Source organism: Kineococcus sp. R86509 (assembly GCF_042466365.1).
Taxonomy (GTDB): Bacteria; Actinomycetota; Actinomycetes; order Actinomycetales; family Kineococcaceae; genus Kineococcus.
Genome location: NZ_JAXHCE010000001.1, coordinates 1,254,314 through 1,279,788, shown reverse-complemented (window position 1 = coordinate 1,279,788; position 25,475 = coordinate 1,254,314). Strand labels below are relative to the sequence as shown.

General features: G+C 73.1%; 25 protein-coding genes. 12 read left to right on the top strand and 13 right to left on the bottom strand.

Annotated features, from left to right (window positions below):
* Window positions 1-91: 91 nt before the first annotated feature.
* From SJY07_RS06015 to SJY07_RS06005, 3 genes are read right to left on the bottom strand one after another with little or no spacing between them, the layout of a single operon-like run.
* Window positions 92-1,183, bottom strand: coding sequence for a nucleotidyltransferase family protein (locus tag SJY07_RS06015; RefSeq protein ID WP_380157710.1), 1,092 nt, complete (start codon window positions 1,181-1,183; stop codon window positions 92-94).
* 59 nt (window positions 1,184-1,242) lie between these two features.
* On the bottom strand, window positions 1,243-1,401 hold the full coding sequence (locus SJY07_RS06010) for a lasso RiPP family leader peptide-containing protein (RefSeq protein ID WP_380157708.1): 159 nt from the start codon (window positions 1,399-1,401) through the stop codon (window positions 1,243-1,245).
* A gap of 24 nt (window positions 1,402-1,425) precedes the next feature.
* Window positions 1,426-1,575 (bottom strand): hypothetical protein, encoded by a 150-nt coding sequence (locus SJY07_RS06005; protein WP_328295157.1) that lies wholly within the window; start codon window positions 1,573-1,575, stop codon window positions 1,426-1,428.
* Between the two features lie 190 nt (window positions 1,576-1,765).
* Between SJY07_RS06005 and SJY07_RS06000 the strand changes: the two genes are divergently transcribed.
* On the top strand, window positions 1,766-2,656 hold the full coding sequence (locus SJY07_RS06000; protein ID WP_380157706.1) for a hypothetical protein: 891 nt from the start codon (window positions 1,766-1,768) through the stop codon (window positions 2,654-2,656).
* Here the strand turns inward: SJY07_RS06000 and SJY07_RS05995 are convergent.
* Genes SJY07_RS05995 through SJY07_RS05975 form a run of 5 tightly spaced genes read right to left on the bottom strand, consistent with a single transcriptional unit; the run spans window position 2,610 to window position 7,319 of the window.
* Window positions 2,610-3,800 (bottom strand): asparagine synthase-related protein, encoded by a 1,191-nt coding sequence (locus SJY07_RS05995; RefSeq protein WP_328295159.1) that lies wholly within the window; start codon window positions 3,798-3,800, stop codon window positions 2,610-2,612. The two genes, SJY07_RS06000 and SJY07_RS05995, sit on opposite strands and share 47 nt — an antisense overlap.
* Window positions 3,797-4,204 (bottom strand): hypothetical protein, encoded by a 408-nt coding sequence (locus tag SJY07_RS05990; protein ID WP_328295160.1) that lies wholly within the window; start codon window positions 4,202-4,204, stop codon window positions 3,797-3,799. The genes SJY07_RS05995 and SJY07_RS05990 overlap by 4 nt, the downstream gene beginning before the upstream one ends.
* Before the next feature lies 1 nt (window position 4,205).
* Window positions 4,206-4,481, bottom strand: coding sequence for a PqqD family protein (locus tag SJY07_RS05985; protein WP_380157703.1), 276 nt, complete (start codon window positions 4,479-4,481; stop codon window positions 4,206-4,208).
* A 43-nt stretch (window positions 4,482-4,524) separates the two neighbouring features.
* Window positions 4,525-6,420, bottom strand: coding sequence for an ABC transporter ATP-binding protein (locus SJY07_RS05980; RefSeq protein WP_380157701.1), 1,896 nt, complete (start codon window positions 6,418-6,420; stop codon window positions 4,525-4,527).
* A 14-nt stretch (window positions 6,421-6,434) separates the two neighbouring features.
* Window positions 6,435-7,319: a glycosyltransferase gene (locus tag SJY07_RS05975; RefSeq protein ID WP_380157699.1), complete on the bottom strand. Its 885-nt coding sequence runs from the start codon at window positions 7,317-7,319 to the stop codon at window positions 6,435-6,437.
* 84 nt (window positions 7,320-7,403) lie between these two features.
* On the opposite strand from SJY07_RS05975, the gene SJY07_RS05970 reads away from it, so the two are divergent.
* Together SJY07_RS05970 and SJY07_RS05965 are read left to right on the top strand one after the other, a co-directional pair.
* Window positions 7,404-8,405 carry a glycosyltransferase gene (locus SJY07_RS05970; protein ID WP_380157697.1) on the top strand — a complete coding sequence of 334 codons (1,002 nt, stop codon included), beginning with the start codon at window positions 7,404-7,406 and terminating at the stop codon, window positions 8,403-8,405.
* A complete protein-coding gene (locus SJY07_RS05965) occupies window positions 8,402-9,565 on the top strand; it encodes a glycosyltransferase (protein WP_380157695.1) in 1,164 nt (387 codons plus the stop codon). The genes SJY07_RS05970 and SJY07_RS05965 overlap by 4 nt, the downstream gene beginning before the upstream one ends.
* Window positions 9,566-9,586: 21 nt before the next feature.
* Here SJY07_RS05965 and SJY07_RS05960 read toward each other — a convergent pair whose 3' ends face one another.
* Together SJY07_RS05960 and SJY07_RS05955 are read right to left on the bottom strand one after the other, a co-directional pair.
* Entirely contained in the window at window positions 9,587-10,822 is a 1,236-nt protein-coding gene (locus SJY07_RS05960) for a glycosyltransferase family 4 protein (protein WP_380157693.1), read from the bottom strand.
* Window positions 10,819-11,451: a dTDP-4-dehydrorhamnose 3,5-epimerase family protein gene (locus tag SJY07_RS05955; protein WP_380157691.1), complete on the bottom strand. Its 633-nt coding sequence runs from the start codon at window positions 11,449-11,451 to the stop codon at window positions 10,819-10,821. Before SJY07_RS05955 ends, SJY07_RS05960 begins: the two co-directional genes overlap by 4 nt.
* Window positions 11,452-11,574: 123 nt before the next feature.
* On the opposite strand from SJY07_RS05955, the gene rfbD reads away from it, so the two are divergent.
* Genes rfbD through SJY07_RS05935 form a run of 4 tightly spaced genes read left to right on the top strand, consistent with a single transcriptional unit; the run spans window position 11,575 to window position 15,562 of the window.
* Window positions 11,575-12,444, top strand: coding sequence for a dTDP-4-dehydrorhamnose reductase (rfbD, locus tag SJY07_RS05950; protein ID WP_328295168.1), 870 nt, complete (start codon window positions 11,575-11,577; stop codon window positions 12,442-12,444).
* Between the two features lie 54 nt (window positions 12,445-12,498).
* Window positions 12,499-12,984 carry a hypothetical protein gene (locus SJY07_RS05945; RefSeq protein ID WP_328295169.1) on the top strand — a complete coding sequence of 162 codons (486 nt, stop codon included), beginning with the start codon at window positions 12,499-12,501 and terminating at the stop codon, window positions 12,982-12,984.
* On the top strand, window positions 12,981-14,114 hold the full coding sequence (locus tag SJY07_RS05940) for an HTTM domain-containing protein (protein ID WP_328295170.1): 1,134 nt from the start codon (window positions 12,981-12,983) through the stop codon (window positions 14,112-14,114). The genes SJY07_RS05945 and SJY07_RS05940 overlap by 4 nt, the downstream gene beginning before the upstream one ends.
* Window positions 14,111-15,562, top strand: a complete 1,452-nt coding sequence (locus SJY07_RS05935) for an NAD(P)/FAD-dependent oxidoreductase (RefSeq protein ID WP_328295171.1) — start codon at window positions 14,111-14,113, stop codon at window positions 15,560-15,562. Before SJY07_RS05940 ends, SJY07_RS05935 begins: the two co-directional genes overlap by 4 nt.
* Before the next feature lies 1 nt (window position 15,563).
* Here SJY07_RS05935 and rfbA read toward each other — a convergent pair whose 3' ends face one another.
* A complete protein-coding gene (gene rfbA / locus SJY07_RS05930; RefSeq protein ID WP_328295172.1) occupies window positions 15,564-16,439 on the bottom strand; it encodes a glucose-1-phosphate thymidylyltransferase RfbA in 876 nt (291 codons plus the stop codon).
* Between the two features lie 21 nt (window positions 16,440-16,460).
* On the opposite strand from rfbA, the gene rfbB reads away from it, so the two are divergent.
* Entirely contained in the window at window positions 16,461-17,450 is a 990-nt protein-coding gene (rfbB, locus tag SJY07_RS05925) for a dTDP-glucose 4,6-dehydratase (protein WP_328295173.1), read from the top strand.
* A gap of 81 nt (window positions 17,451-17,531) precedes the next feature.
* Here the strand turns inward: rfbB and SJY07_RS05920 are convergent, their stop codons facing one another.
* Window positions 17,532-18,473: a glycosyltransferase gene (locus SJY07_RS05920; protein ID WP_328295174.1), complete on the bottom strand. Its 942-nt coding sequence runs from the start codon at window positions 18,471-18,473 to the stop codon at window positions 17,532-17,534.
* A gap of 210 nt (window positions 18,474-18,683) precedes the next feature.
* Window positions 18,684-20,312, bottom strand: coding sequence for a dolichyl-phosphate-mannose--protein mannosyltransferase (locus SJY07_RS05915; RefSeq protein WP_380157685.1), 1,629 nt, complete (start codon window positions 20,310-20,312; stop codon window positions 18,684-18,686).
* Between the two features lie 154 nt (window positions 20,313-20,466).
* Here SJY07_RS05915 and rsmI point away from each other — a divergent pair, with 154 nt between their 5' ends.
* The 4 genes from rsmI to SJY07_RS05895 all read left to right on the top strand — a co-directional run bounded on the left by rsmI (window position 20,467) and on the right by SJY07_RS05895 (window position 25,447).
* Complete coding sequence (gene rsmI, locus SJY07_RS05910; protein WP_328295176.1) at window positions 20,467-21,342, top strand: 16S rRNA (cytidine(1402)-2'-O)-methyltransferase; 876 nt, start codon at window positions 20,467-20,469, stop codon at window positions 21,340-21,342.
* A 120-nt stretch (window positions 21,343-21,462) separates the two neighbouring features.
* Window positions 21,463-22,674 (top strand): hypothetical protein, encoded by a 1,212-nt coding sequence (locus SJY07_RS05905; protein ID WP_380157683.1) that lies wholly within the window; start codon window positions 21,463-21,465, stop codon window positions 22,672-22,674.
* A 58-nt stretch (window positions 22,675-22,732) separates the two neighbouring features.
* Complete coding sequence (locus SJY07_RS05900; protein WP_380157681.1) at window positions 22,733-23,920, top strand: glycosyltransferase family 61 protein; 1,188 nt, start codon at window positions 22,733-22,735, stop codon at window positions 23,918-23,920.
* A gap of 381 nt (window positions 23,921-24,301) precedes the next feature.
* Entirely contained in the window at window positions 24,302-25,447 is a 1,146-nt protein-coding gene (locus SJY07_RS05895; RefSeq protein WP_380157679.1) for an acyltransferase family protein, read from the top strand.
* Window positions 25,448-25,475 lie beyond the last annotated feature (28 nt).

Sequence of the window (25,475 nt, the reverse complement as noted above, 5' to 3'; positions counted from 1 at the left end):
TCCTGCCGAGTCGGGTTCGGTCCTGCGGTTGCCGGACCACCAGACATCAGCGTGTGGCGCGACGGAACTTACCGTGCGTTGCTGCAAGACCTCAACGAGTGGTGTCGTTCACCACATCGAGGAGGTAGCCCTCGCGTTCCGCGACGACCACGTCGCTCAGCGCTGCTGGTCCCGCCGGAACGGCGGGCCGGGGAGCGGACGATCGGGCGAGGCGGCGCCGAGCCTCCGAGACCAGGACGGTCGCGCTGGTCCGGCCCGTCCCCGACGTGCTCTGGTAGAGGACCGCCCCGTTGCGCGCCGCGTCGCCGACCACGTGCGGGGGGCGCACCGTCGTCACCGCCGCGCCGAGCGCGAGCCACGGCGAGGACCCCGAGAGGACGCGCAACGTCCGTCGGGGGACGGGCGCGTCCAGCACCTGCCGCGCTCTCCCCAGCGCGAGGGCGACCGCGAGCCCGGTACCCGCCGCTGCGGTGGTCTCGCGGAGTCGCTCCCAGTCGGCCCCGGAGCTCGCCAGGCGCAGGTCGTAGGACCACAGCAGCCGCCACGCCCCGGACAGGCAGGCGTGCAGCGCGAGGTGGTGCAGCTGGTCCGTCGCGTCGAGCACGGGGGCCCGGGTGCCGAGCAGGGTGACGTCGCGGGTGCGCTCGAGCATCGCGTCGACGTCGACGGTGAAGCGCCGGCGACGGGAGGGGCGGTTCACCAGGTGCCAGTGCAGGTCGAGGAAGGTGCCGTGCGGCAGGGCGACGGCGATCTCGCCGGCCCGGGCGGCGCGGATGCCGGCCCAGTCGGGGTCCATCGCGCGGGCGCCGACCGACTCCAGCGCGCGCAGGGCGTCGCCGAAGGCGGCGGGGGAGACGAGGACGTCGAGGTCGTGGAACTCCCGCGGTGCGCCGGCGTGGACGGTCGCCGCGACCGCGGGGCCCTTCAGCACGGCCCAGGGGAAGCCGGCGAGGGCCTCGGCGACGAGCTTCAGGTCGAGCTGGACCGGGAGCTGGCGTCCGGCCTGGGCGAACACGCTCGGCCGGGTCGCGGCGCGCAGGTGCGCGACGGCGGCGGCGTCGTCGGCGTGCTTGAGCAGGTGGTCCAGGGAGGGCCCGATCCGGTGGTGGTGCACCACCTCGGCGAGCACCTCGGTCTCGACCCCGGTCGGGTCGGCGGCGATGGCGCGCAGGCGGTCACGCACGAAGGTCCCCGCCGCGCGGACGCGGTGGGGACCCCTGGTGCTGCGCGGAGCGTCGGTGCTCAGCTCGGGATCGAGCAGTCGCAGGAGGAGACGGAGTAGAGGCCCTTGCCGGCCAGGAAGTCGCCGTCGCTCTTCTGCCCGTACTGCTTGCCCGAGAGCGTCAGGTCGGCGAGCGAGCCGAGGGTGGTCAGGGTGGGGGCCTGGTAGGGCTGGGTCACGGGGTCCTCCTCAGGAGCGGGGCGTCAGGAAACGGTGTACAGCGTGGCGGTGCTGCCGTCGTCCTCGCAGAGGAAGTCGCCGTCGCTGCGCGTGCCGAACTTCTTGTTCCGCAGGGTCAGCTCGGCGAGCGATCCCAGCGTCGTGAGGCGCGGAGCGGTGTAGTGCTCGGCCATGGTTGCCTCCTGAGGCATCGCGGTCCAGCGGTACGTGGTGGCGGTGCGTCCGAAACGTGACACTCGGTCCATCGGACGTTACTGCACCTGGGGCATCCTTGGGCACTCTTCGTCAAGATCATCTCAACGGAGAGTAGGGATCTTCCCGGGTGGTGCGGCACGTGCGGGAACGGGCTGCTTGTCTTCTCCCATGACCACCACCTCCGGGGCACCCGTCGCCTACGGACTCGCCCTGCCCGACCTGCGCGGGGCCACGCACCTGCTGCACCCCGCCCGTGGCGACGAGACCCTCTGGCGCATCGAGCGCACCCGGGTCGAGGGGCGGACCCCCGTGGAGACCGCGGTGGACTCCCGGCGGGCCGTGCTGGGGATGGACGGCGGTGACGTCGAGATCGACCGCGCGTCCGCGACGACGACGTTCCGGGCGAGCACCCTGCCCACCGACCTCGAGGTCGTGCACCCCCACCTGGCCTCCACCGCCGTCACCGTCGCCCACTGGACGGGCCGGATCGCCCTGCACGCCGGTGCGGTCGTCGTCGACGGACGGGTCTGGGCGGTGCTGGGGGAGCGCGGGGCCGGCAAGAGCACCGCGATGTACTCCCTGGTGGGTGCCGGCTACCCCCTGGTGACCGACGACGTCCTGGTCCTCGACGGCGCCCGGGTGCTGCCCGGGCCGCGCTGCATCGACCTGCGCCGTCCCACCGCCGAGCACTACGGGGTCGGCGAGGACATCGGCGTCGTGGGCCGTCGCCGGCGCTGGCGGGTGGAACTGCCCGGCAGCGGCCGGGACGACCGCCTCGACCACGACCTGGAGCTGGCGGGCCTCGTCCACCTGGCCTGGGGCGACCACCTCGCCGTCACCGAGGTCCCCCTCGACCAGCGGTGGCCGGCCCTGCTGGAAGGTCTGGCGCTGAAGCTCCCGCCCGCCGACCAGCGCGGGATGCTGCGGCTGCTGGCCCTGCCGACGGTGCGGTTCCAGCGTCCGCAGCGCTTCGCCGAGGTCGACCGGGCGGCGCACACCCTCGGGCGCGAGCTCAGCCGGTGGGGTGCACGGCGAGCCACGCCTGCTGCAGCAGGGTGAGGGTGTGCAGGTCCGGGGCCGGTGAGCTCCACTGCGCGTGCAGCGCCTGCGGGTCGACGAGGTCGGTGTCGACCCCGCTCCCGGTCCAGCCGCGGGCGAACTCCGCCGCCGGTCCGGCCCAGAACGCCCCGTTGAACCCGGCCTTCGTCTCACGGGTGAGGAGTTCCCGCGGCAGCAGGTCGCCGAAGTGCTCGAGCAGTTCCCCGCTGCGACCGCGGGGGCCGGACCAGCCCCAGGTCGCCGCGGCCGCGACCAGCACCGGAGCCGCCGCGAAGGGGTGCTCGACGACGACGTCGTGGGCCTGCGCCATCCGCTGCTTGGCCCGGCGGGGGAGTTGCAGGACCCGCCCGGGCCACGTCCACGTCGCGGCGGCGACGTCCCAGCGCAGCGGCTGCGCCGCGGCGTCGAGGGCGTTGGCCCGCCGCAGTTCCCGCGCGGTGCCCGGGCGCAGCCAGTCGTAGTCGAGGTCGAGGTGGCGGCCACCGCGCCGGGCCCGCCACGACCTCGGCGCCGCGGCCGAGAACCCGAGGTTCGGCAGCGAACGCCACCGCATCGGCGCACGACGGGCCGCGACCCGCACGACGGGGTAGCGCGAGACCTGCGAGAAGAGCTCGTCGCCGCCGATCCCGGTGAGCACCGACCCCCCGCGGGCCGCAGCGAAGACCGGTTCGTGCAGGTGACCGTTGAACGGGGACAGCACCCCGTCGCGCCGCAGGACGGTGCGCGCGTGCGGGCCCAGGACGTCGAGCTCGTCGGTCCACGTCGGGCGCTGCCACTCCTCCAGGCCGAGGTGGCGCACGACGAGTTCCTGCCAGTCGTCCTCGTGGGAGTCCGCGACGGCCGGGAAGCGGTGGGAGTAGGGGACCGGGTCGGCCAGCCCCTCCCGCCGGGCGACCGAGGTCGCCACCGCGAGCACGGTGGAGGAGTCGCGGCCGCCGGAGAAGCTCACGACGCACGGAGCGCGCTGCAGCGCGGGCAGCACGACGGTCTCCACCGCGGTGCGCAGCGGTGACGGACCCCGCGACGGCGTCCGGGGGAGCAGGGTCAGGGGCTCGACCCCGGGCTGCGGCCCGAGGGGCATGCCCCAGGTGCTCTCCAGCGGGGTCAGCCGCAGCAGCGGGTCGTGCGGGAGGGCCGAGGTCACCGCAGGGCCGGGACCCTCGTCAGCTCGCGGTAGGTCGCGCTCTCGTCCTCGTCGTGCCCGTCCAGCCAGGCGTGCGCCGCGAAGCCGTCCGCCACCGAGGCGGCGACGACGATCTCGTGGTGCTCACCGTGGGCCGTCAACCAGGCCTGCACGACGAGGCAGCGCTGCAGGCAGGTCGCCCCGCGCCGGCTCAGCACGGCCTCGACGGCGGCCAGGGCCTGGGGAGGCAGATCCCTCGGGGGGACGACCCGGGTCCGCAACCCGTCCTCGGGCAGCACCCTGCGCACCGTGCGCAGCGAGCGGTCGGCCCACCACGCCGCGCTCAGCCCCCCGCCGCGGGCCAGGCGCAGCCGCCGGCCGACCCGGCGCCCGGTGCGACGCAGCGCCCGACGGGTGGGGTGCACGTCAGGTCGTCCGCAGCAGCGGGGCGCAGGAGTCCAGGAAGGCCTCGAGGTCGGCCTCTGCGCGCTCGGCGGGGACGTCGAAGGTGTCGGTCAGCCGGACCAGCAGGTCCGCCCGCGTGGTGCCTTCGACCAGGAGCGGCCACAGCGTGACCCCGGCTCCGGACACCGCGTGGTAGGTGGAGGTGGCGGTGTCGAGGACGACGATCTGGTCGTCGACCTCGTTCCACGCCAGCTCGTCCGCCCGGACCGCGACCAGTGACTGAACCTGTTCATTCACGAGCACAGAGTAAGTGCAGGACGACTCTGTGGCAGCGCGATCCTCACTGCGCTGCGTGACGCCCCGCGCTCCCCGGGGGCAGGACCTCCGTCTGGTACGCCTGCGCCTGCAACGTGTAGAGCTCCGCGTACAGCCCGCCCCGGGCCAGCAGCTCGTCGTGGGTCCCGGTGTCGTCGACCCGTCCCTCGCGCAGCACCACGATCCGGTCGGCCTCGCGCACGCTGGAGAACCGGTGCGAGACGAGGACGACCGTCCGCCCCGCCATCAGCTCGCGGATCCCGGCGAAGAGTTCCGCCTCGGCGCGGGCGTCGAGGGCGGCGGTGGGTTCGTCGAGGATCACCAGGTCCGCCCCGCGGTAGAACGCCCGGGCCAGCGCCACCCGCTGCCACTGCCCGAGCGAGAGGTCGACCCCGCCGGGCAGTTCCGCGCTCAGCGGTGTCGCGTAGCCCGCCGGCAGCCGCCGCAGCAGGTCGTCGGCACCGGCCTGGCGGGCGGCCGCCGGCACCGCGGAGGCCTCGTCGCCGCGCCCGGTCCGGCCCACGGCGATGTTCTCCTGCCCGCTGAACTGCCACTGCACGAAGTCCTGGAACACCACCGCGATCTGGTCGCGCACCGAGGTCTCGTCCAGACCTGCGACGTCCTCGCCGTTCCAGCGCACCGCACCGGAGTCCGGTCGCAGCAACCCGGCGATCAGCTTCGACAGCGTCGTCTTCCCCGACCCGTTCTCCCCCACCAGGGCGACGACCTCACCGCGCCGGACCGACAGCGAGACCCCCTGCAGCGCCGGCCCGCCACCCTGCGGGTAGCCGAACACGACGTCGTCGACCCGCAGTTCCTCGAAGGCACCGGCCGCCGGTCCCGGTGGGCGCGCGGCCTCGGCGCCCAGCTCCAGGAACCCGTGCAGGTCGTCCAGGAACAACCCCGACTCCAGCACGTTCCCCACGCCGCTCGCCAGCGTCTGCAACCGCGACGCCAGCAACGGGGCCGCCGCACCGGCCGCCCCCGCGTCGGCCAGCGTCATCCGGCCCGAGTCCACCAGCCACAGCAGGATCGCCACCGTCGCGACGACGCTCGCCGCGGTGAGCACCTGGGCGAGCAGCGTCAACCGCATCCGCCGGCCGACGTGCGCCGTGAGGTCCTGCTGGTAGCGGTCGAGCAGGTCGTCGTAGCGCTCCCGGAGGTCACCGGCCAGGTCGTAGGCCCGGACCTCCTTGGCCTCGCGGCGACCCGTCAGTGCGGAGCGCACGTAGGTCCGGACCCGGTAGGCCGTCGCCTGCCCGACGGCGAAGTCGAACTCGAGGCGTCCCCCGCGACGGGTGAGCAGGAGCAGCGGGACCCCCGCGAGGACCAGGACCGGCAGCAGCACGGGCTGGATCGTCCAGAGGGCGATCACCAGCCCGACCGACCCCACGAGACCACCGAGGATCCCCACGAGGCCCTGGGCGACACCGACCGGGCGCGACACGGCGTTCGTCGTCACCCGTTGCAGCCGGTCGTAGAACGCGGGGTCGTCGAAGCGGTCGAGGCCCACCCGGGTCGTGGTGTTCAGCACCCGGTCCCAGACCGCGCGCTGCACGGCCTCCGAGAGCAGCCGCATCCGCTGCCCGCGCACCGCCCCCGCCAGCCCGGCGAGCAGGCTCACCCCGGCCAGCGTCACCAGCGGGCCCGCGGCGGCCCGCAGCAGATCGCCTTCAGCGCCGCTCGTCGCGCCGCTCGCCGCGCCGCCCCCACCGCCCAGGACGCGGGTCAGGGCCTCGCGCCCCACCAGCACCTGCACCGCGACCAGGGCCGACCCCAGCAGCTGCACGCCGAAGATCAGGACCAGGTCGCGGCGACGGGCGCTCCAGCACAACCGCAGCGCCTCGACCACCAGCGTCGGCAACGACCCGAGCCGGCGCCGACGGGAACGGCGCTCGCGGGCGATGCTCACCGCGTCCACGCGGCCGGCGGTGCTCAGCGGTACTTCACCGCCGCCGCAGCCCGTCCGTAGCGCATGTAGAACGCCCCGACGACGTAGGCCGCACGACTGCGGGGCCCCGAGAGTTCCCGGGCCCGGAGCGCCCGCAGGACGGCGCCCACCGGGGGGGCGAAGGCCTTGAGCGACAACTCACCCGGCGGGTTCTCGCCCGCGCGGACGCGCAACTGCCGGCCGTGCTGGACCCGGCACAGCTTCTTCCACGCCTGCGCGTAGGACTCCCGCGCGGGGTGGGCGACGACGGCGTCGTCGACGTAGGTGAGGGGGAAACCCGCGGCCACGGCCCGGCCGCACCACTCGGCGTCCCCGCCGGAGGGGAGGTCGGCGTTGAACGGGCCGACGACGTCGAGGACCTCGCGCGGGACGACGATGTTCGCGGTCACCGCGAAACCCCGCGGGACGGTGCGGTCCTGGCGGAAGGCGTTGACGACCTCGAAGGCCTCGACGGGGTGCGGGCGGGTGTCGTCGCGGGCGTAGACGCGGACACGGCCGGCGACGACCTTCGCGCCGGCCTCGATCGCCCGCAGCGCACCCGAGACCCAGCCGGGGTCGGGCAGGGTGTCGGAGTCGGTGAAGGCGAGCACGTCGCCCTTCGCCACCGCGAGCGCCGCGTTGCGGGCGGCGTAGGAGCCGGGGCGGGTCTCGACGAGGAACTCCACCCGGGGGTCGAGGTCGGCGACCTGGCGCTGCGGGCGGGCGGAACCGTTGTCGGCGACGATCACGTGCAGCGCGTCGGCCGGGTGGTCCTGGGCGAGGACGGCGCGGACGCAGTCGATCAACCGGGGATCGTCCTTGGTGGGGACGATGACGTCCACGGACCTGGGGTTCGGGATGTTCGTGGACCTGGGGTTCGAGCTGTTCACGGGGTCGTCGCTCCTCTCGCTCGTCGCCGCATGGTTGCACACGCTTCGTTGCGCTCAGATGACCTGGCGTAGCATCCTCGCGCCGTGACCCCGCCCGATCAGACGACCCGTGACCCCTCCGAACCCGGCCGTCTCCCCGGGGGCCTCCCGAGGGTCTCCGTCGTCGTCCCCGTGCACGACGGCACCGCCCTCCTGCGCACCTGCGTGCAGGCCCTCCTCGCGCAGGACTACCCGGGCGACCTGATCGAGGTCCTCGTCGTCGACAACGCCTCCACCGAGGACGTCGCCGCCGCGTTGCCGCCCGACCCCCGGGTCCGGCTGCTGCACGAACCGGTCCCGGGTTCCTACCGCGCCCGCAACGCCGCCCTGCCCCACGTCCGCGGGGAGGTCGTGGCCTTCACCGACGCCGACTGCCGGCCGCACCCGGACTGGATCACCCGGGGGGTGGCCGCGCTGCGTTCGCAGCCCGACGTCGCGATGGTCGGCGGCCGCGTCGACCTGGTGTTCCGGGAGGGGCACCCGGTGACGGCCTGGGAGGTCTACGAGGCGGCGCACGCGTTCCCGCAGCGCGACTACCTGGCCAAGCAGCACTTCGCCGTCACCGCCAACGTCCTCACCTGGCGCACGACCCTCGACGAGGTCGGGGGTTTCGACGCCCGCCTCGCCTCCCGCGGTGACGCGGAGTGGGGCCAACGGGTCGCGCGCAGCGGTGGGAAGCAGGTCTACGCCGACGACGCGGTCGTCGACCACCCGGCCCGTGCGACGTGGAAGGAGATGTGCGGCAAGACGTTGCGGGTGGCCCGGGGCCGTCGCGACGTCGACGTCTCCCGTTCCCGCGGCCGTCGCCACTTCCTCGGTGTCGCCGCGGCCCACGTCCGGCTCGGGGTGGTGGGCCTGGCCCGGCCGGCCGCGGCGAAGGAGTTCCGCCCGACCCCTGCCGCGACGCTCCGCTACGTCGCGGCGTACTCCACCGCGCGTGTCCTGTTCGTCGGGGTGAACCTCGCGACCGGTCTGCGCCCCCGGTCGGGACCGCGCAGCGTCGAGCTCCCCGAACCCGTCGTGAACTCCCAGGAGGTGGGCCGGTGAGCGGCCAGGACGTGGTGTTCTACGGCAGCAGTCCCTGGGACGAGACGTGGCTCACCGAGCACTACCTCGCCGAGGCGTTGAGCCGTGACGGTCGGGTCCTCTTCGTCGACCCGGCGTTCAGCGTCCTGACGGTGCTGAAACGCAGGCGCGGGGTGCAGGCTGTGCGCGGCGTCGTGGAACTCCTGGCCGCTCCGACGCGGACCGAGGGTGAGGTCACGGTCGTGCGCACCTCGTCGCTGCCGAAGAAGGAGAACGCCCTGGTCCGCCGCGCCTCGGCGCCGTGGCGACGCGCGCAGGTGGCGCGTGCGGTGAAGGCGGCCGGGCTCGACGTCGGCGTCGTGGTGACCGCGGCGGCCTTCGACGACAGCACCTGGATCCCGCGCGGCGCGGTGAAGGTCGCCATCGTCAAGGACTGGCTGGAGGCCGGTGCGCACCTCACGGGGTTGTCGGCGCAGGTGATCCGCGAACGCCAGCGACGCACCTGGGAGATCGCCGACGTGGTCTGCGCGATCTCGACGCGCCTGGTCGCCCGACTGGCCGAGGAGGGGGTCACGGCCCGCCTGCTGCGCCACGGGTCCCTCGCGGGACGTTTCGGATCGACTGCGACGCAGGCGGTTCCCGAACCCCTGGAACGTTTCCCGCGGCCGCTGATCGGGGCCGTCGGCCGGGTCGACTCGCGTTGGGACCACGCCGCGCTGGCCGAGGTCGCCGACCGGAACCCCGGGGGTTCCGTCCTGCTCATCGGCCCGGTCAGCCAGCGGATCGACCGCGCGGAGCTCGACGCCCTGCTGCGGCGCCCGAACGTCCACCTGCTCCCGCCGGTGCCGAACACGGAGGTTCCCGCCTGGGTCGAGGCGCTGGACTGCAGCACCGTCCCCTACGTCGACGACCCGTGGCAGCAGTACGCGTCGCCGCTGAAGATCTGGGACTACCTGCGCGCCGGGACCCCCATCGCGGCGACGGGCTGCCCGGCGCTGGGGGAGTTCCCGGAGGGACTGGTGCACTTCTCGCTGCCCTCGCGCGACCTGCCGAAGCTCGTCGAGGCCGCGCTCGCGGAACCCGCCCGGACGCGCGCGGAACGCCGGACCTACGCCGCGGCGAACACCTGGGACGACCGGGCGGCGCAGTTGCGCGAGATCGTGGCGGAGACCGTCCGCTGACCCGTCGTCGTGACCCGCGGGTCAGGCCGGGTGGCCGGCCTGCGGGTGACGGGGCAGGAAGTCCGGCAGGTCGGTCACGTCGGCCGCGAACGGGCCGCCGAGTTCCAGACCGCGCACCAACCGGGCGGCCAGCGCCGACCAGGTGAACAGGGGCGAACGGGCCGCGGCCCGGGCTCCTGTCTCGGCCGCGGTGACGGGGTCGGCGAAGCGCAGCATGGCCGCGTGGACGGCGTCGGTGTCGGTGGGTTCCACGACGACCCCGCCGTCGCCGATGAAGTCTGCGGACCCCCCGTTGGAACCGCCGATGCTGGGCAGCCCGGCGGCGGCGGCCTCGGTGAACACGACTCCGGCGGGTTCGTACAGCGACGGCATCACGAAGCAGGTGGCGTCGTCGAACAACTGCTGCAGGCGGGCCCGCCCGGCGGGTTCCCGGCGCGGGATCCTCCCGTGCGTGCGCACCCCGGGGGCCGAGATCGGCGGGTGCCCGCCGACGACGTCGAGGGTGGCGTCGGGGTGCACCGCCCGGACCCGCGCGAACGCCTCGAGGACGCGCGGTCCGTTCTTGCGGGTGAAGTCCAGCCCGACGAAGAGGTAGCGCGGGGGCGTCTGCTCGCGCGCCGGGGTCCGGGGTCGTTCGTGGGTCCCCGCCCCGACGACACGGACGTGCTCGGCGGGGACGCCGTAGTCCTGCTCGGCGGAGTCCGCGGCCCAGCTGCTGGTCATGCAGCACGTCGTCGCGGAGCGGTAGACGCGCGTCTGCAGCGCGAGGCGGGAGTCGACGTCGCGGCGGCGCATCGTCTCCCAGTTCACGTAGGGGTAGCGCAGCGCCTGCGCGACGGTCATGTCGTCGTAGACGACCCGGGGCAGCGCCGTCCGGACCTCGTACCCGCCGCCGAGCTGGACGACGCCGTGCAGGCCCTCGAGCCGGTCGAGGCGTCGCTGACCGGTGACCGTGCGCCCGGCGGCCAGGTGCGCCCCGACGAGGGCGGCGCTGTAGCCGCGCTGGAACCGCTCGCGCGCAGGGCGTCCGGCGCCGCCGCCGCGGTGCAGCGGGGCCAGCGCGGCCGCCGCGTAGCGTTCGACCCTCGCCCCGGGCCGGACGTCGAGCGGCACGACGTCGACCCCCCAGCCACGCAGGCCCTGCAGCACGCCGTAGGGCGTGCCCGAGCGCACGGTCGGGTCGGTGGCGTCGCCGGGGAAGAGGACGGCCAGCCGCAGCCCCCGCAGCGGCTGGTGTTCGGGGTGCTCGGCGGTCACCGGTCCACCGCCTCGCCGCGCAGTCCGGCGACGTGGGCGGCGACGACGTCGGCCTGGGGCAGGGCGCCCGCGGCCAGTGCTTCCGCGAGCGAGGGGGCCTGCTCGTCCTTGCCGGACAGCGTCAGCTCCAGCGGGCGGCCGTCGCGCCCCTGCGTCGGCCACGCGATGGCGAGGTCCGGGTCCAGCGGGTGGATGCCGTGCTCGCGGTCGGGGGCGTAGCCCTCCGAGCACAGGTAGACGACCGTCGAGCCGTCCGCGAGGGAGAGGAACGCGTGCCCGAGCCCCTCGGAGAGGTAGACCGCGCGGCGGTCCACGTCGTCGAGCAGGACGGAGTCCCACCGCCCGAACGTCGGCGAGCCGACCCGCAGGTCGACGATCACGTCGAGGACCGCGCCGGCCGCGCAGAACACGTACTTCGCCTGTCCCGGAGGGACATCGGCGTAGTGCACACCGCGCAGGACCCCGGCCGCCGAGACGGAGCAGTTCGCCTGGGCGAGGTGCAGGCCGTGGCCGAGCGCGGCGGTGAAGGCGGGTTCCTTGAACCACTCCATGAACGTTCCCCGGTCGTCGCCGAACTGGCGGGGGGTGATCTCCCAGGCGCCGGGGATGCTCAGTTCGCGTGTCTGCACGTGGCGGACCCTATCCGCTCGTCCGGAGCAGACGGAGGGCTGTGCGTGACATCACGGTCACCGTAGGGTGTCGCCCGAGAACGCCCGGGGCCGGGAGTTCCGAACTCAGGAACGGGGGACCGCGTGCGCTGGATCGTGGCGGGAGCGGGCGGGATGCTCGGCACCGACGTCGTGGAGGTGCTGCGCGCGGCGGGGCACGAGGTCGTCGGGCTCACCCGGGCCGAGGTCGACGTGACCGACGTCGAGGCCTGCCGTCGGGCCGTCGGGGCCGTGGGGGCTGCCGACGTCCTGGTGAACTGCACCGCGCACACGGCCGTCGACGCGGCCGAGTCCGAGGAGGGTGCCGCGTTCGCGGTGAACGCCGTCGGAGCCCGGAACCTGGCCCTGGCCGCACGGGACGCCGGTGCCCGGTTCCTGCACGTCTCCACCGACTACGTCTTCGACGGCGAGGCCGACGAGCCCTACGCCCCCGACGCGCTGCCGACCCCGCGCGGAGCCTACGGACGCACCAAGGCCGCGGGGGAGTGGGCGGTGCGGGCCAGCGGGGCCGACGCCCTGGTCGTGCGGACGGCCTGGCTCTACGGCGAGCACGGAGGGTGCTTCCCCAAGACCATGGTCACCGTCGGGCGGGCCCGCGGGGCGCTGTCGGTGGTCGACGACCAGGTCGGGCAGCCGACCTGGACCCGGGACGTGGCGCAGCTGCTGCTGCGGCTCGTGGCGGCGCAGGCCCCGGCGGGGACGTACCACGCGGTGGCCGCGGGTCGGTGCTCGTGGTTCGACTTCGCCGGTGCGGTGCTGGCCTCCGCCGGCCTCGACGCCGTGGAGCTGAAACCCACCACGAGCGCGGAGTTCGTGCGTCCGGCCCCTCGTCCGGCGTTCTCGGTCCTGTCCACCGCGAACCTGTCCGGGGTGGGGGTCGAGCCGATCGGGGACTGGCGCGAGCGGTGGGACGTCGCCGCAGCGACCGTCCTGGCCGACGGGGAAGTTCTCTAGAACTTCTTCCCGAAAAGCGGGGTGTGACGCACAGTCGCGTCCTATGGTCGGCGCGTGACGAACTCGCCCTCCGCGTCGCCCACCCGGCGTCGCGCGGTCCGTACCGTCTTCGTGCTCGCCCTGTGCGCGCTCCCGGTCCAGGTGGTGGTCCGGGAGGTCGTGGGGGAGCCCTACCCCGGTCTCTACCAGCCCTCGTTCGGGGGTGTACCCCTGACGGGGGGCGAGGCGACGACCACCGACGCGGTGGTCACGCTCGACTACGCCGACGGACGCACCCGGGCGATGTCCATGGCGGATGCGTTGCCGCCCACCGGGATCCTGCCGCGGTACGTCTTCAGCCGGGGTTTCCGCGACCAGGCCACCGCCGACGACCCGCGGACGGTCGCGTGGTTGCGGGAACGCTTCGCCGACGACCCCGGCGGTCCCGTCACGGGTTTCGACGTCCAGTGGCAGCAGGTCGGCTACTCCGTCACCGACGGCTCCCGCCGCGTCCTCTCCGAGGGCCGGCACGTCCACGTCGACCTCGGGGGAGCGCGGTGAACCAGCTCGGAGCGGTCTTCGACCGGTGGGTCTCCCGCGGCGACGCCACCCCGCGCGACCTGGGGATCTACCGCATCGTCTTCGCGCTGCTGATCCTGCTGTCCCCCCCGAGCTTCCGCTGGGTCTCCCAGTTCCCGGACTCCTTCGTGAACGGCCCGGCCGGACCGTTCGCGTTGCTGCACAGCGTCCCCCCGGACGGTGTGCTGCTGGGCCTGGAACTCCTGGTCGGGACCTGCGCGGGGTTCCTGCTGGTGGGGTTGTTCACCCGCACCGCCTCGATCGTGCTGGCCCTCGCCCTGGTGGGCGGGTACGGGACCGTCTACAGCCTGGGCAAGATCGACCACACCATCTTCCTCGTCATCGTCCCGGTGCTGCTCGCGTTCGCGCGCTGGGGCGACGCGCTGTCGGTCGACGCCCTGCGACGGGGGGCGGGCGCTCCGGTCGCCGAGACCCCGCAGTGGCCGCTGCGCCTGCTCGCCCTGCTCGTCGGCCTGGGGTTCCTGACGGCCGCCGTCCCGAAGGTGCTCAGCGGCTGGCTGGACCCGCGAACCCATGCGGTGCAGGGAGTCATGTTCACCCAGTACTACGTCAACGACCGGACGGACCTGCTCGCCGGACACTTCATCGGTCTGCACGACGGGGTCTTCTGGGAATCCGTCGACGTCGCCACCGTGCTGCTCGAGGGCCTGCTCGTGCTCACCGTCCTGAACTGGCGCTGCTGGCGGGTCGGGATCGCGATCGCCTCGCTCTTCCACCTCGGCGTGCTGCTGATGATGAACATCGGGTTCTCCGGCAACGTCGTGACCTACGCCGCGTTCGTGCTCTGGGCCCGGTCGCCGCTGCTGCGGCGGGAAGTCCCCCGGGCCACTGCGGCGCAGCGCCTGGCGGCCCGCCCCGGATCCGCCCGGATCACCCCCGTCGCGGCGGGGGTGCTCGCCCTGGCGCTGGGGGTCGGCGCGGTGCTGCGCCCGGAGGCGTGGGCGGTCCCGCGGCTCAACCAGGTCGTCGTCGTGGTGGGCGCGGCGCTCGCGCTCTGGTACCTGGTGCACGTGGCCAGGGACCTGCTCGGTCGCCTCGGCGGTGGCCGTACGGTGAGCGTCGTGGACGAATCCGCCGGAGTCAGACCGTGATCGGACGCGCGACCGTCGTCGGGGCGGGACCCAACGGGTTGTCCGCGGCCGTGCTGCTGGCCCGCGCCGGGTTGGAGGTCACCGTCCTCGAGGCCGCCGACAGCATCGGCGGTGGGGTCCGCAGCGCGGAACTCCTCGGCCCGGGGGTCGTCAGCGACCTCGGGTCCGCCGTGCACCCCTTCGGCGTGGCGAGCCCGTTCTTCCAGAGCCTGCCGCTGGAGCGGCACGGTCTGCGGTGGCTGCACGGCCGCTACCCACTCGGCCACCCCCTCGACGACGGCCCCGCCGGGCTGCTCGAGGGCGACCTCGACGCGACGGCGCGGGAACTCGGCCGGGACGGCGCCGCCTGGAAGGCGCTCTTCGCCGGGCCCGTGAAGCACTGGGAGTCCCTCGTCCCCCAGGTCATGGGTCCGCTGCTGCGGGTGCCGGCCGACCCGTTCGTGCTCGGCGGGTTCGGGGTGAAGTCCGTCTGGCCGGCGAACCTCGTGAACCGCACGCTCTTCCGCGAGGACCGGGCCCGGGCCCTGTTCGCCGGGATGGCCGCGCACGCCCTGCAGCCGCAGAGTCGTCCGCTCACGGCGGCGTTCGGGATGCTCTTCGGGGCCGCGGCCCACGCCACCGGGTGGCCGGTGCCCCAGGGGGGCGCCCAGGCCATCGCGACCGCGCTCGCGGCCGAGCTCGCCGAGCACGGGGGCACCGTCCTGCTGAACCACCCCGTGCGGACCCTGGGGGACCTGGAGGTCGCCGGGACCGCGGACGTGACGCTGCTCGACCTGACCCCGCGCCAGCTGTTGCGCATCGCCGGCACCGCGCTGCCGCCCCGCTACGCGGCGCAGATGCGGCGCTGGACCTACGGCGCGGGCGCGCACAAGGTCGACTACCTGCTCGACGGGCCCGTCCCGTGGCGCGATCCCCGGCTCGCCGGGGCCGTCACGGTGCACCTCGGCGGGAGCGCGGCGCAGGTCGCGGCGGCCGAGGACGACGTCGCCCGCGGCCGCCACCCGGACCGGCCCTTCGTGCTCGTCGCCCAGCAGGACGTCGCCGATCCCGGTCGGGCACCGGCTGGGCAGCACGTGGTGTGGGCCTACGGGCACACGCCGCAGGGGTCGACCGACCGCGGCACGGGGGAGCGGATCGACCGCCAGTTCGAGCGGTTCGCGCCGGGGTTCCGTGACCGGGTCCTCGCCCGGGTCGAGACGACGCCGGCGGCGTTGGAGGAGCAGAACGCCAACCTGGTCGGGGGCGACGTCGGGGGCGGTGCGCTGACCCTGCGTCAGCAGGTCTTCCGGCCCGTCCTCGGTCTGGACCCGTACTCGACCCCGCTGGAGGGGGTCTACCTGTGCTCCTCCGCGACCCCGCCCGGCGGCGGGGTCCACGGCATGTGCGGTTTCCACGCCGCCACCCGGGCGCTCACCGACCTCGCCCGGCGGCGCCGCACCGGCCGCTGACTCAGGCGTGCCGGCCGCGGGCCAGCAGTTCCAGCAGGTAGCTGCCGTACCCGCTCTTGACCATGGGGCGGGCGCGTTCCTCGAGCTCGGCGTCGTCCAGCCAGCCGTGGCGCCAGGCGACCTCCTCGGGACAGCCGATCTTGAGCCCCTGACGGGCCTCCAGCGTGCTGACGTAGTTCCCGGCGGCCAGCATCTGGTCGAACGTCCCGGTGTCCAGCCAGGCCGTCCCGCGTGGCAGCACCTCGACCTGGAGCTGACCGCGTTCGAGGTAGGTCCGGTTCACGTCGGTGATCTCGAGTTCCCCGCGCGGGGACGGTCGCAGGGCCTTGGCGATCTCGACGACGTCGGAGTCGTAGAAGTAGAGCCCGGGGACGGCGAAGTTGCTCCTGGGGGCGGTGGGCTTCTCCTCCAGCGACAGCGCCTGCCCGGCGTCGTCGAACTCCACGACGCCGTAGGCGGTGGGGTCGCCCACCCAGTACGCGAAGATCGCGCCGCCCGTGAGGCCGTCGAAGCGGCGGAGCTGGTTGCCCAGTCCGGGGCCGTAGAAGATGTTGTCCCCCAGGACCAGGCCGACGGTGTCGGAACCCACGAACTGGTCCCCGATGACGAACGCCTGGGCGAGACCGTCGGGAGAGGGCTGGACGGCGTACTGGAGGTTCACGCCGAACTGCGAACCGTCGCCCAGCAACCGCCGGAACCCGTCGGCGTCGTGCGGGGTGGTGATGACCAGGACGTCCCGCACCCCGGCCAGCATCAACGTCGAGAGCGGGTAGTAGATCATCGGTTTGTCGTAGACCGGGACGAGCTGCTTGCTGACCCCCCGGGTGATGGGGTGCAGTCGCGTGCCGGATCCACCGGCGAGGATTATTCCGCGCATGACACCGTAGTATGTCGGTCCATGAGACTTCTGGTCACCGGCGGTGCAGGTTTCATCGGCAGCCACTACGTGCGGTCCGCCCTGACGGGGGTGCACGGGGCCACGGGGATCGACTCGCTCGTCGTCCTGGACAAACTGACCTACGCCGGCAACCCGCGCAACCTGGACCCGGTGGCCGGTGACCCCCGGTTGGAACTGGTCGAGGCCGACATCACCGACGCGGCCGCGGTCGACGCGCTGATGGCCCGCGCGGACGTCGTCGTGCACTTCGCCGCCGAGAGCCACGTGGACCGATCCATCGACGGCGCAGCGGGTTTCGTCCACACGAACGTCGTGGGGACCCAGGTCCTGCTGGACGCCGCGGTGCGTCACGACGTCGACAAGTTCGTGCACGTCTCCACCGACGAGGTCTACGGCACGATCCCCGAGGGTTCCTGGCCCGAGGACCACCCGCTGGAACCGAACAGCCCCTACTCGGCCTCGAAGGCCTCCAGCGACCTGCTGGTGCGGTCGTTCCACCGCACGCACGGGTTGCCGGCCTGCATCACCCGTTGCTCGAACAACTACGGCCCGTACCAGTTCCCCGAGAAGGTCATGCCGTTGTTCATCACGAACCTGATGCGCGGCGGGACGGTTCCGCTCTACGGCGACGGCCTCAACGTCCGCGACTGGTTGCACGTCGACGACCACTGCCGCGGGATCCAGCTCGTCGTCGACGGAGGTCGTCCCGGAGAGGTCTACAACATCGGCGGGGGGACGGAACTCACCAACCGTGAACTCACCGAACGGATCCTCGAGGCGTTCGGGGCCGGCTGGGAACGCGTCCGTGAGGTCGAGGACCGCAAGGGGCACGACCGCCGCTACTCGGTCGACATCTCGAAGATCTCGGCCGAACTCGGCTACACCCCTCAGCACTCCTTCGACGAGGGTCTGGCCGAGACGGTCCAGTGGTACCGCGACCACGAGGCCTGGTGGGCCCCGCTGCTCGAGAAGGTCTCCACCGCGAAGTGAGGGGAGACCCGGAGGTCGATTCCCCCCGCGGGTCATCGACCTCCGGGTCGGTTCCGGGTGACGCGGACGTCACGGTGGAACTCAGAGAGCCAGCGGCCGGGCGTCCTCGCGGAGGTTCACGACACTGCTGGCGGCCAGCACCAGGTCTTCCGGGGTGACCGCGTCGGCCTCGCGCACGACGGCGAGGCCGCGGTGCTTGAGCATGTCGGCGATCTGTTCCTGGTGGTCGTCGATGTGCTCGGAGAACTCGGCCCGCCGCGGGATGAGGACCGGCAGCTTCCCGGCCCCGAGGGCCTCCAGGGCGACACCCGTACCGGCGTGGGCGATGACCAGGTCGGCCTCGCGCATCGCCGCCGACAGTTCCTGGGCGGGAACCGCGGGACGGGGGTCGAGCACCGGCAGGCCGGTGGTGTCGGTGGTCCCGGTCTGCCAGAGGACCTCGGCTCCCAGGTCCTGCAGGAGCGGGGCGATGCTCTCGACGAGACGGCGGAAGCCGTAGGTCCGGGAGGTCCCGAGGGAGACCACGACCTTGGACACCTTGCGGCGTTCCGGCAGCTGCTCCGGCTCCCAGCCGTCGAAGACCGAGCCGGCGTACTTCCACTTCTTGGAGGCCCAGGAGGCGTTCTGGGTGTAGAGCTCGACGCCCGGGATCCTGGCCAGGAGCCGGCCGCTGAGGCTCGGTCCGTGGGTGCGGGTCGCGCTCTCGATGTAGTAGGTCTTCGTCCCGTGCAGGCGGGCCTGCGGCAGGACGGAGACGGCGAGGCTGGAGCCGGTGCTGACGACGGCGGAGATGCGTCCGCGGCGGAACAGCGACGAGGCGAGGACCGCGTTGTGCAGCGCGGCCCGCAGGTCGCGGGTCGGCCCGGGTTTCACCCACAGCACGTCCTCGCCCTCCAGGAGGGACAGGGACTGCGGGGTGGGGACCGTGACCCAGCGGAAGGCGTCAGCGATGGGCAGCCGCTTGGCGAGCGACTTGAGCTGAGCCAGGTGTCCGCCGTCATTGGCTACGAGAAGTGCAGTCATGGGCGTCCTCGGGATCGCGGTCGCCCGGACGGGCGAACCTGTGACGAACCGCACCCTAGCGAGTGCTGAGCGTGACCGCTAGGAGGCGATCGTCACACTTCCGCCGTACCACGCGCACTCGAAGAGCCGATCGTCGTTGCCTGATCGTGATCGGATCCTCGAGAAGCGCAGGTCAGGTGCCCTGCCGCAACCGTTCGGCGAAGCGGCCGGTCAGATCCAGCTCGGCAGCCACATCCGCCGGCTCCAGGACTCGTAGGGGATGACCTGCGCCGTGTAGACCGGCCAGAAGAAGGCGAAGCAGGCGACGGCGAGCACCACGACCGCACCCGCCACCGCGGCGCCCCCGCGCCGCCGCCACAACGCCGCCTCGACGGCGACGCCGCGGCGCAGCACGGCGGTGCTGGGGTCGGGGCCGAGGACCAGGCCCAGCACGTGGACCACCGCCAGCACCACGAACGGGACGAAGACGACGGCGTAGAACGTGAAGATCGTCCGGTGCTGGTACTGGAACCACGGCAGGTAGGCGCCGGCGTACCCCGCGAGGATCGCCCCCGCCCGCCAGTCGCGGCGGAAGAACCAGCAGAAGAGGAGGACGAGCAGTGCGAGGAGCCCCGCCCACCAGATCACGGGGTTGCCCAGCGAGGTGATGGCCTTCGAGCAGTTGTCGACCGAGCAGCCCTCCACGCCCGACGTCTTGGCCTCGTAGAAGAAGGACGTCGGGCGTCCCTGCACGAGCCACGACCACGGGTTGGCGGAGTAGGGGTGGGGGGAGTCGAGGCCGACGTGGAAGGCGTAGGCCTGCTGGTGGTAGTGCCACAGGCTCCGCAGGGCGTCCGGGACGATCCCGCCGGCCCCCCGGGAGGGGTGCACCTCGCCCCACTGCCGGTCCCAGCCGGCGTCGCTGCGGAACCAGCCCACCCACGAGGCCAGGTAGGTGGCGACCGCGATCGGGACCATCAGGACGAACGCGCCGATCCCGTCCCGCCAGAGCGCGGCGGGCAACCAGGGCCGCACCCCCACGGCCCGCCGGGCGCCGGCGTCCCAGAAGACGGTCATGACCCCGAAGACCGCGAGCACGTAGACGCCCGACCACTTCACCCCGCAGGAGAGCCCCAGGCTCATCCCGGCGGCCAGCCGCCAGCCGCGGAAGCCGATCCGCGGGCCGAGCCCGTCCACCCCGTGCACGGCGACGGCCCGGGCGAGGCGCTCGCGCGCGTGGTCCCGGTCGATCAGCAGCAGGGCGAAGGCGACGAGCACCCACCACATGAGGAAGACGTCGAGGAGGCTGGTGCGGCTCTCGACGAAGTGCTCACCGTCCACGGCCAGCAGGACGGAGGCCGTGACCCCGAGCAGCGTGGAGCGGAACATGCGCCGTGCGATCCGGCCGATCAGCAGGATCGACAGCGTCCCGATGAGCGCCGCGGAGAAGCGCCAGCCGAAGGAGGAGTCGATGCCGAACAGCCACTCCCCGAACGCGATCATCCACTTCCCGACCGGCGGGTGGACGACGAAGTCGCCCTCGGTGCCGAAGACGTTCGGGGCGCCGTGGGTGAAGAGCTCGTCCGGCTTCGCGATGCTCGAGTCGTTGCGCAGCTCCACCCCGTGCAGCAGCAGCGAGTACGCCTGCTTCACGTAGTACGTCTCGTCGAAGACGAGCTGGTGGGGGCGGCCGAGCTGGAAGAAGCGGAGGAAGCCGCCGATCGCGGTGACCAGCAGCAGCGGCAGCCAGGCCCGACGCCAGGACTCCCCGGTGATCTCCGAGGAGGTTCCCAGCAGCCGTTCGCGGGCATCACCCGGACCCGGTGTGCGGGGCGTGGCGACGGTGTCCACCGCGCTCACGCGGGACCTGCCTGCTGCTTCGCGATCACCGATCCATCGTAGGCACGCAGGTCAGCGCCTGCGGGGACGGCACGATGGCGGCCCGACCGTGCGGCACGATGGCAGGCCGACCGTGCGGCACGATGGCAGGCCGACAGTGCGGCACGATGGTGCCGTGAGCGGGGACAGCGGTACGGGACGACTGGTGCTCGCGGGGACCCCGATCGGCAACGCCGGGGACGCGACCCGGCGGCTGGTCGACCTGCTGGAGACCGCCGACGTGATCGCCGCGGAGGACACCCGCCGGCTGCACCGCCTGGCCGGGGCGCTGGAGATCACCCCGCGCGGTCGCATCCTGAGCTACCACGAGCACAACGAGACCGAGCGGACCCCGGAGCTCGTCGACGCCGTGCGCCAGGGCTCGGTCGTCGCGCTGGTGACCGACGCCGGCATGCCCTCGGTGTCCGACCCGGGCTACCGGCTGGTGCGCGGGTGCGTGGACGCGGGACTCCCGGTGACGGTCGTCCCGGGACCGTCGGCCGTGCTGACGGCCCTCGCGGTGTCGGGTCTGCCCAGCGACCGGTTCGCCTTCGAGGGCTTCGCCCCGCGCAAGCCGGGGGAGCGGGCGCGGGTCTTCGCCGAGCTCGCCCAGGACCCGCGGACCCTGCTCTTCTTCGAGTCCCCGCACCGCACCGGGGCCACGCTCGCCGCGATGGCCGAGGCGTTCGGGGCGGACCGTCCGGCCGCGGTGTGCCGGGAACTGACCAAGACCTACGAGGAGGTCGTGCGCGGGACGCTGGCCGAACTCGCGGTCTGGGCCCAGGGCGAGGTCCGCGGTGAGGTGTGCCTGGTGGTCGCGGGTTCCACCGGCCCGCAACGGGTTCCCGAGGTGGGCGAACTGGTGGAGGAGGTGTCGGAACTCGTGCGGTCCGGGTACCGGATGAAGGACGCCGTGAAGGTCACCGCCGGTCGCCACGGAGTTTCCGGGCGTGAGTTGTACGACGCGGTCACCCTGCAGCGCCGGGCAGGGACTCCGACGACCCCGAACTGACCACGGAGAGTAGTGTCACCGCCGTTCACCCGATCGCCGCACCGGAGTGGACGACCCAGTTGACACCGGGGCCGACCGAAGCATTGAGGACACACCCGTTCTCGATACCTGGAGGCTCCCGTGACCCCCCCACGCGCCCTCGCAACTCCCCAGCCCCACGACTCCGTCCGCAACCACTCCCGTGTCGCCCGTGTCGCCCGTGTGCTCTCCGGGGTCGCCGCGGCGGCCGCCCTCGTGGTCGGCGGGGTTTCCGCCGCCGTCCCCGCGCAGGCCGTCGTGAACCCCTACATGACCTACGAGGGAACCTCGGTCAACAGCGCGAACGTCCCCGCCACCACCGTCGACATCTCGACGCTGACCGGCGTGAAGTTCGACCGCGGGACCTACTACGTCAACGACGTCGTCCAGGAGGGTTCGATCGGCGGCGTCGGGCTCGCCGGGAACTACTACACCGGTGACGGCGAGGTCGACCTCACGGGTCTCTACGGTTCGGTCAAGGTCGTCGCGAAGTTGTACAGCGGCAAGTACATGGTGCAGTCGGTCACCAAGTACCTGCGCGCCGTCCCCATCGTCACGAACACCATCCCCGCGGGTTTCCCGACGGCGGCCACCACCGGGGTGCCGGACGGCGTCGCGCTGACCCCCTCGACCGCGCTCGACGTGTGGACCCCGGGCGCGGTGCTCGACGGTCTCGACGTCCAGGGGTGCCTCTCCGTCCACGTCCCCGACGTCACCGTCCGGAACTCCCGCATCACCTGCACCGACGAGACGCTGCGCGCCGTCAGCCTCACCGACGCCCCCGGGTTCGTCATGGAGGACTCCGAGATCGTCTCCGACGGCAGCGCGCAGGTCGCGATCGGCTGGGGCGGGTACACCCTGCGCAGGGTCGAGATCCGCGGCACCCAGGACGGTCCGCGGCTCGGGGACAACGTCTCGATCAGCGACAGCTACGTCCACGACCTCGTGCGTCACGACGGCGTCCACACCGACGCCGTGCAGTCGACCTCGGGTTCCGGCATCGTGGTCAGGCACAACACGCTCGACCCGCGCCAGGCCGGGTCGGACGACTTCCTGAACTCCGCGGTCCAGCTCGGCACCGAGACCGGTCTCCAGCGCTTGGAGAACGCCCTCTTCGAGGGCAACTTCTTCAACGGCGGCTCCTACTCGGTCAACGTGTCCTGCTCGGCCAACGTCCGGAACGTGGTGTTCCAGGGCAACGCCTACGGGCACGGCAACCGCTACGGCGCGGCCATCGCGGTCCCGGGTGTGACGTTCACGCAGGACCGGTGGGTCGACACCGGCAACCTGATCAAGGTCGCCCCCGCCTGCTGATCCGGGGCCTTTTCCCGATCCGCTGGTCAAACGGCGGTTGAGGTGTCAACCTTCCTCGGTGGGTGGACACATCGGCCGGCGGTACCTCGCGGCGAGCGCTGCGCGGTACCGCCTCTGGACCGTGGAGCAGTTCGCGCGCGAGGTCCGCGGGATGACCGCCCGGACCGTCCCGGCCTCCGCCCTGACGACGTTCGGAGCCCGCTACCGCGTCACGGAAACCTCCCGTCACGTGAGGTTGTCGGTGCCGGGCCACCTGGACCCCCAGGACCGCTCGGCCCTCCGCCAGCGCGACGTCTCCTCCGTTCCCGAACAGTTCACGCTGGAATTGCCTCAGGCAACTCTTCAGGGACGTGAGGGTTGGGTCTTCCACCGTGGGCACCTGGTCGAGGACATCTGGCAGGAAGAGGGTTTCTCCGCCCGTTCCCTGAGGCCGCTGTGGCGCCAGGAGTCCACCGTTCGGCTGCCGGGAACCACCGTCTCCCTCCTGCAGCCGTGGTTGCCGAACTACTACCACTGGACGGTGCAGGTCGTCCCCCGGATCGTGCGCATCCTCGACCTCCTCGCCGAGCGGGGGGAGGAGGCCGACCGGTGGCTGATCCCCAGTGGCGCTCCGGGGTACATCAGGCAGTGGCTCGACCTCCTCGGCATCCCGGAGGAACGCCGGCTGGGCGTCGAGACCCGCGGGCAGGTCTTCGACGTCGAGCGTCTCCTCGTGGCGAGCGTGCCCGGACGCAACCGGTGGGTCCCGCCCTCGACGGTCGAGCAGGTCCGTGCCGCCGTCGCCCACGTCCCCCCCGGCGCCGGCGGTCGGCGGCTGCTGCTCCAACGGGAGGGAGAACGCCGCCGGGTCCTGCTCAACGCACCCGAGGTCGTGGACGCGCTCACCCGGCGGGGCTTCGAGGTCGTCGACCCCGGGGGGATGACCGTGGCCGAGGAGGCTTCGCTGTTCTCGGGGGCGGACCTCGTGGTCGGCGTTCACGGCGCCGGGCTGACGAACCTGGTGTTCTGCCGTCCCGGGGCGACGGTCGTGGAGTTGACCCCGCGCGGTCTTCTCTACCCGACGTTCGTCAAACTCGCGGCGGCAGCGGAGGTGGGCCACCACATGGTGGTCGGCACCGAACCTCGCCTGCCGTGGCCGTTGCGCTTCCCGGACGTCGATGCCGACCTCGTCGTGGACGTTCCCGAACTGTCGGCGGTGGTCGACCGCGTCCTGCGCGGGTCCACGCACGGGATCTCCAGCCCCTGACCCGCGGGGCGGCGTTCGGCGGTCCCCCTCCGACGCAGGAGCGCCTGTACCCGGTCTGCCGGTGACGAGCGGTCTCCGCCTGTGGTGGTGCCCGCCCCGGGCCCGTCGCGGCCGGCCTGGACGGACCTGCTGCGGGGTGCAGCCGTGCTGCCGGCCCTCGTGCACTCCGCGTCACTGCCTCCTCCCCGCCGCCCGCAGTCCTCCCCTGATGACGACGTGGGGTAACCCTTGACTGCGCAGAGTGAATCCTAGAAGGATGCCCGTGCGCGTCCCCGAGGCGGACGCGGATGCCCACGCTCTTCTCCGCCACGACCCGTCCGGATGCGCCGCGGGAACCCCGTCGTGCGCCGGTTCGTGGCCACCACCGCCGGAGGTCGACCCTTGAGCGATGCCCGACCGCCTTCCCCGACCGCCCACCCGGCCCGCATCGACGGACTGACGGTGCTGCGCGGTGTGGCCATCGGCCTCGTCGTCCTCCGCCACGCCGCCCCGGACGTCTTCGGCGGCGCCGGCATCGTCGGCGTGACGATCTTCTTCGCCCTCTCCGGCTGGCTGATCTCCGGGATCCTGCTGGGTGAGGTGGAACGCACCGGGCGCGTCGACTTCCGCCGCTTCTACCTCAACCGCGTGTTCCGCCTCTACCCCGCCCTCATCGCCTTCGTGGTGGTGCTCGCGCTGGTCGGCGTCCTCGCGAACCCGCTCGGCCAGGGGCCGACCTGGCGCTACGCGGTCCCGGTGGCGCTGACCTACGTCGCGGACCTCCCCCTGGGGGTGTGGGTGGGCAGTGCCTCCACCCACCTCTGGACGCTCTCGGTGGAGGAGCAGTTCTACCTGGTTTGGCCCCTCCTGATCGTGCTGGCCTCCCGGGGTCGTCACCTCCGCCGCACCCTGGGGATCGCGGTCCTCCTGTGCTGGCTCGCCGCGGTGCTCACCGTCGTCGTCGTCGGCGGGGACGGCCGGGGCACCGTCGCCGCCTACTCGCTGCCCACCTCCTGGTTCGTCGCGCTCGCGATCGGTGGCCTCGCCCGCGCGCTCGGCCGGGACCGGCTGACCGCACCGCTCGGAGGCCGCCTCGCGCTCGCGATCGCCGTCGTCGTGCTCGCCCTGCTCTGCGTCGGGCCCGAACTCAAGGGGAACCCCCTGACCTACCTCCTCGGTGGCCCGGTCATCGCCGTGGCCGCCGTCGTCCTCGTCCTCGCGGCACTCCGCGTCGACACCGTCCGCGTCGACACCGTCCGCGGCGTCCCCGGACGACTGCTCCTCGGCCTCGGCACGATCTCCTACGCGGTCTACCTCTGGAACTACGCGATCGTCGTCTGGGCCGAGGCGGTGTTCGCGGACCGCCCCACGCTCCTCGTGACGGTAGGCGCCACCGCGGTGAGCCTCGGCGTCGCGACCGCCAGCTGGTTCCTGGTCGAGCGGCCCGTCGTCCGGGCGCGCCGACGTCACCACGCCCGCTCGAGCGCCCGCGCCCTCGACCTGTCGCGCTCTACCTCCGGAGCTCCCAGCGCGGCACCACGACCCTGACGCCTCCCGGCCCCGCTCCACACCCCGA

Excerpts from the sequence above, each read along its gene's own strand:
- SJY07_RS06005 (WP_328295157.1), bottom strand. The coding sequence starts at position 1,575 with ATGGCCGAGCACTACACCGCTCCGCGCCTCACGACGCTGGGATCGCTC.
- rfbB (WP_328295173.1), top strand. The coding sequence starts at position 16,461 with ATGAGACTTCTGGTCACCGGCGGTGCAGGTTTCATCGGCAGCCACTAC.
- rfbA (WP_328295172.1), bottom strand. The coding sequence starts at position 16,439 with ATGCGCGGAATAATCCTCGCCGGTGGATCCGGCACGCGACTGCACCCC.
- SJY07_RS06000 (WP_380157706.1), top strand. The coding sequence starts at position 1,766 with ATGACCACCACCTCCGGGGCACCCGTCGCCTACGGACTCGCCCTGCCC.
- SJY07_RS05920 (WP_328295174.1), bottom strand. The coding sequence starts at position 18,473 with ATGACTGCACTTCTCGTAGCCAATGACGGCGGACACCTGGCTCAGCTC.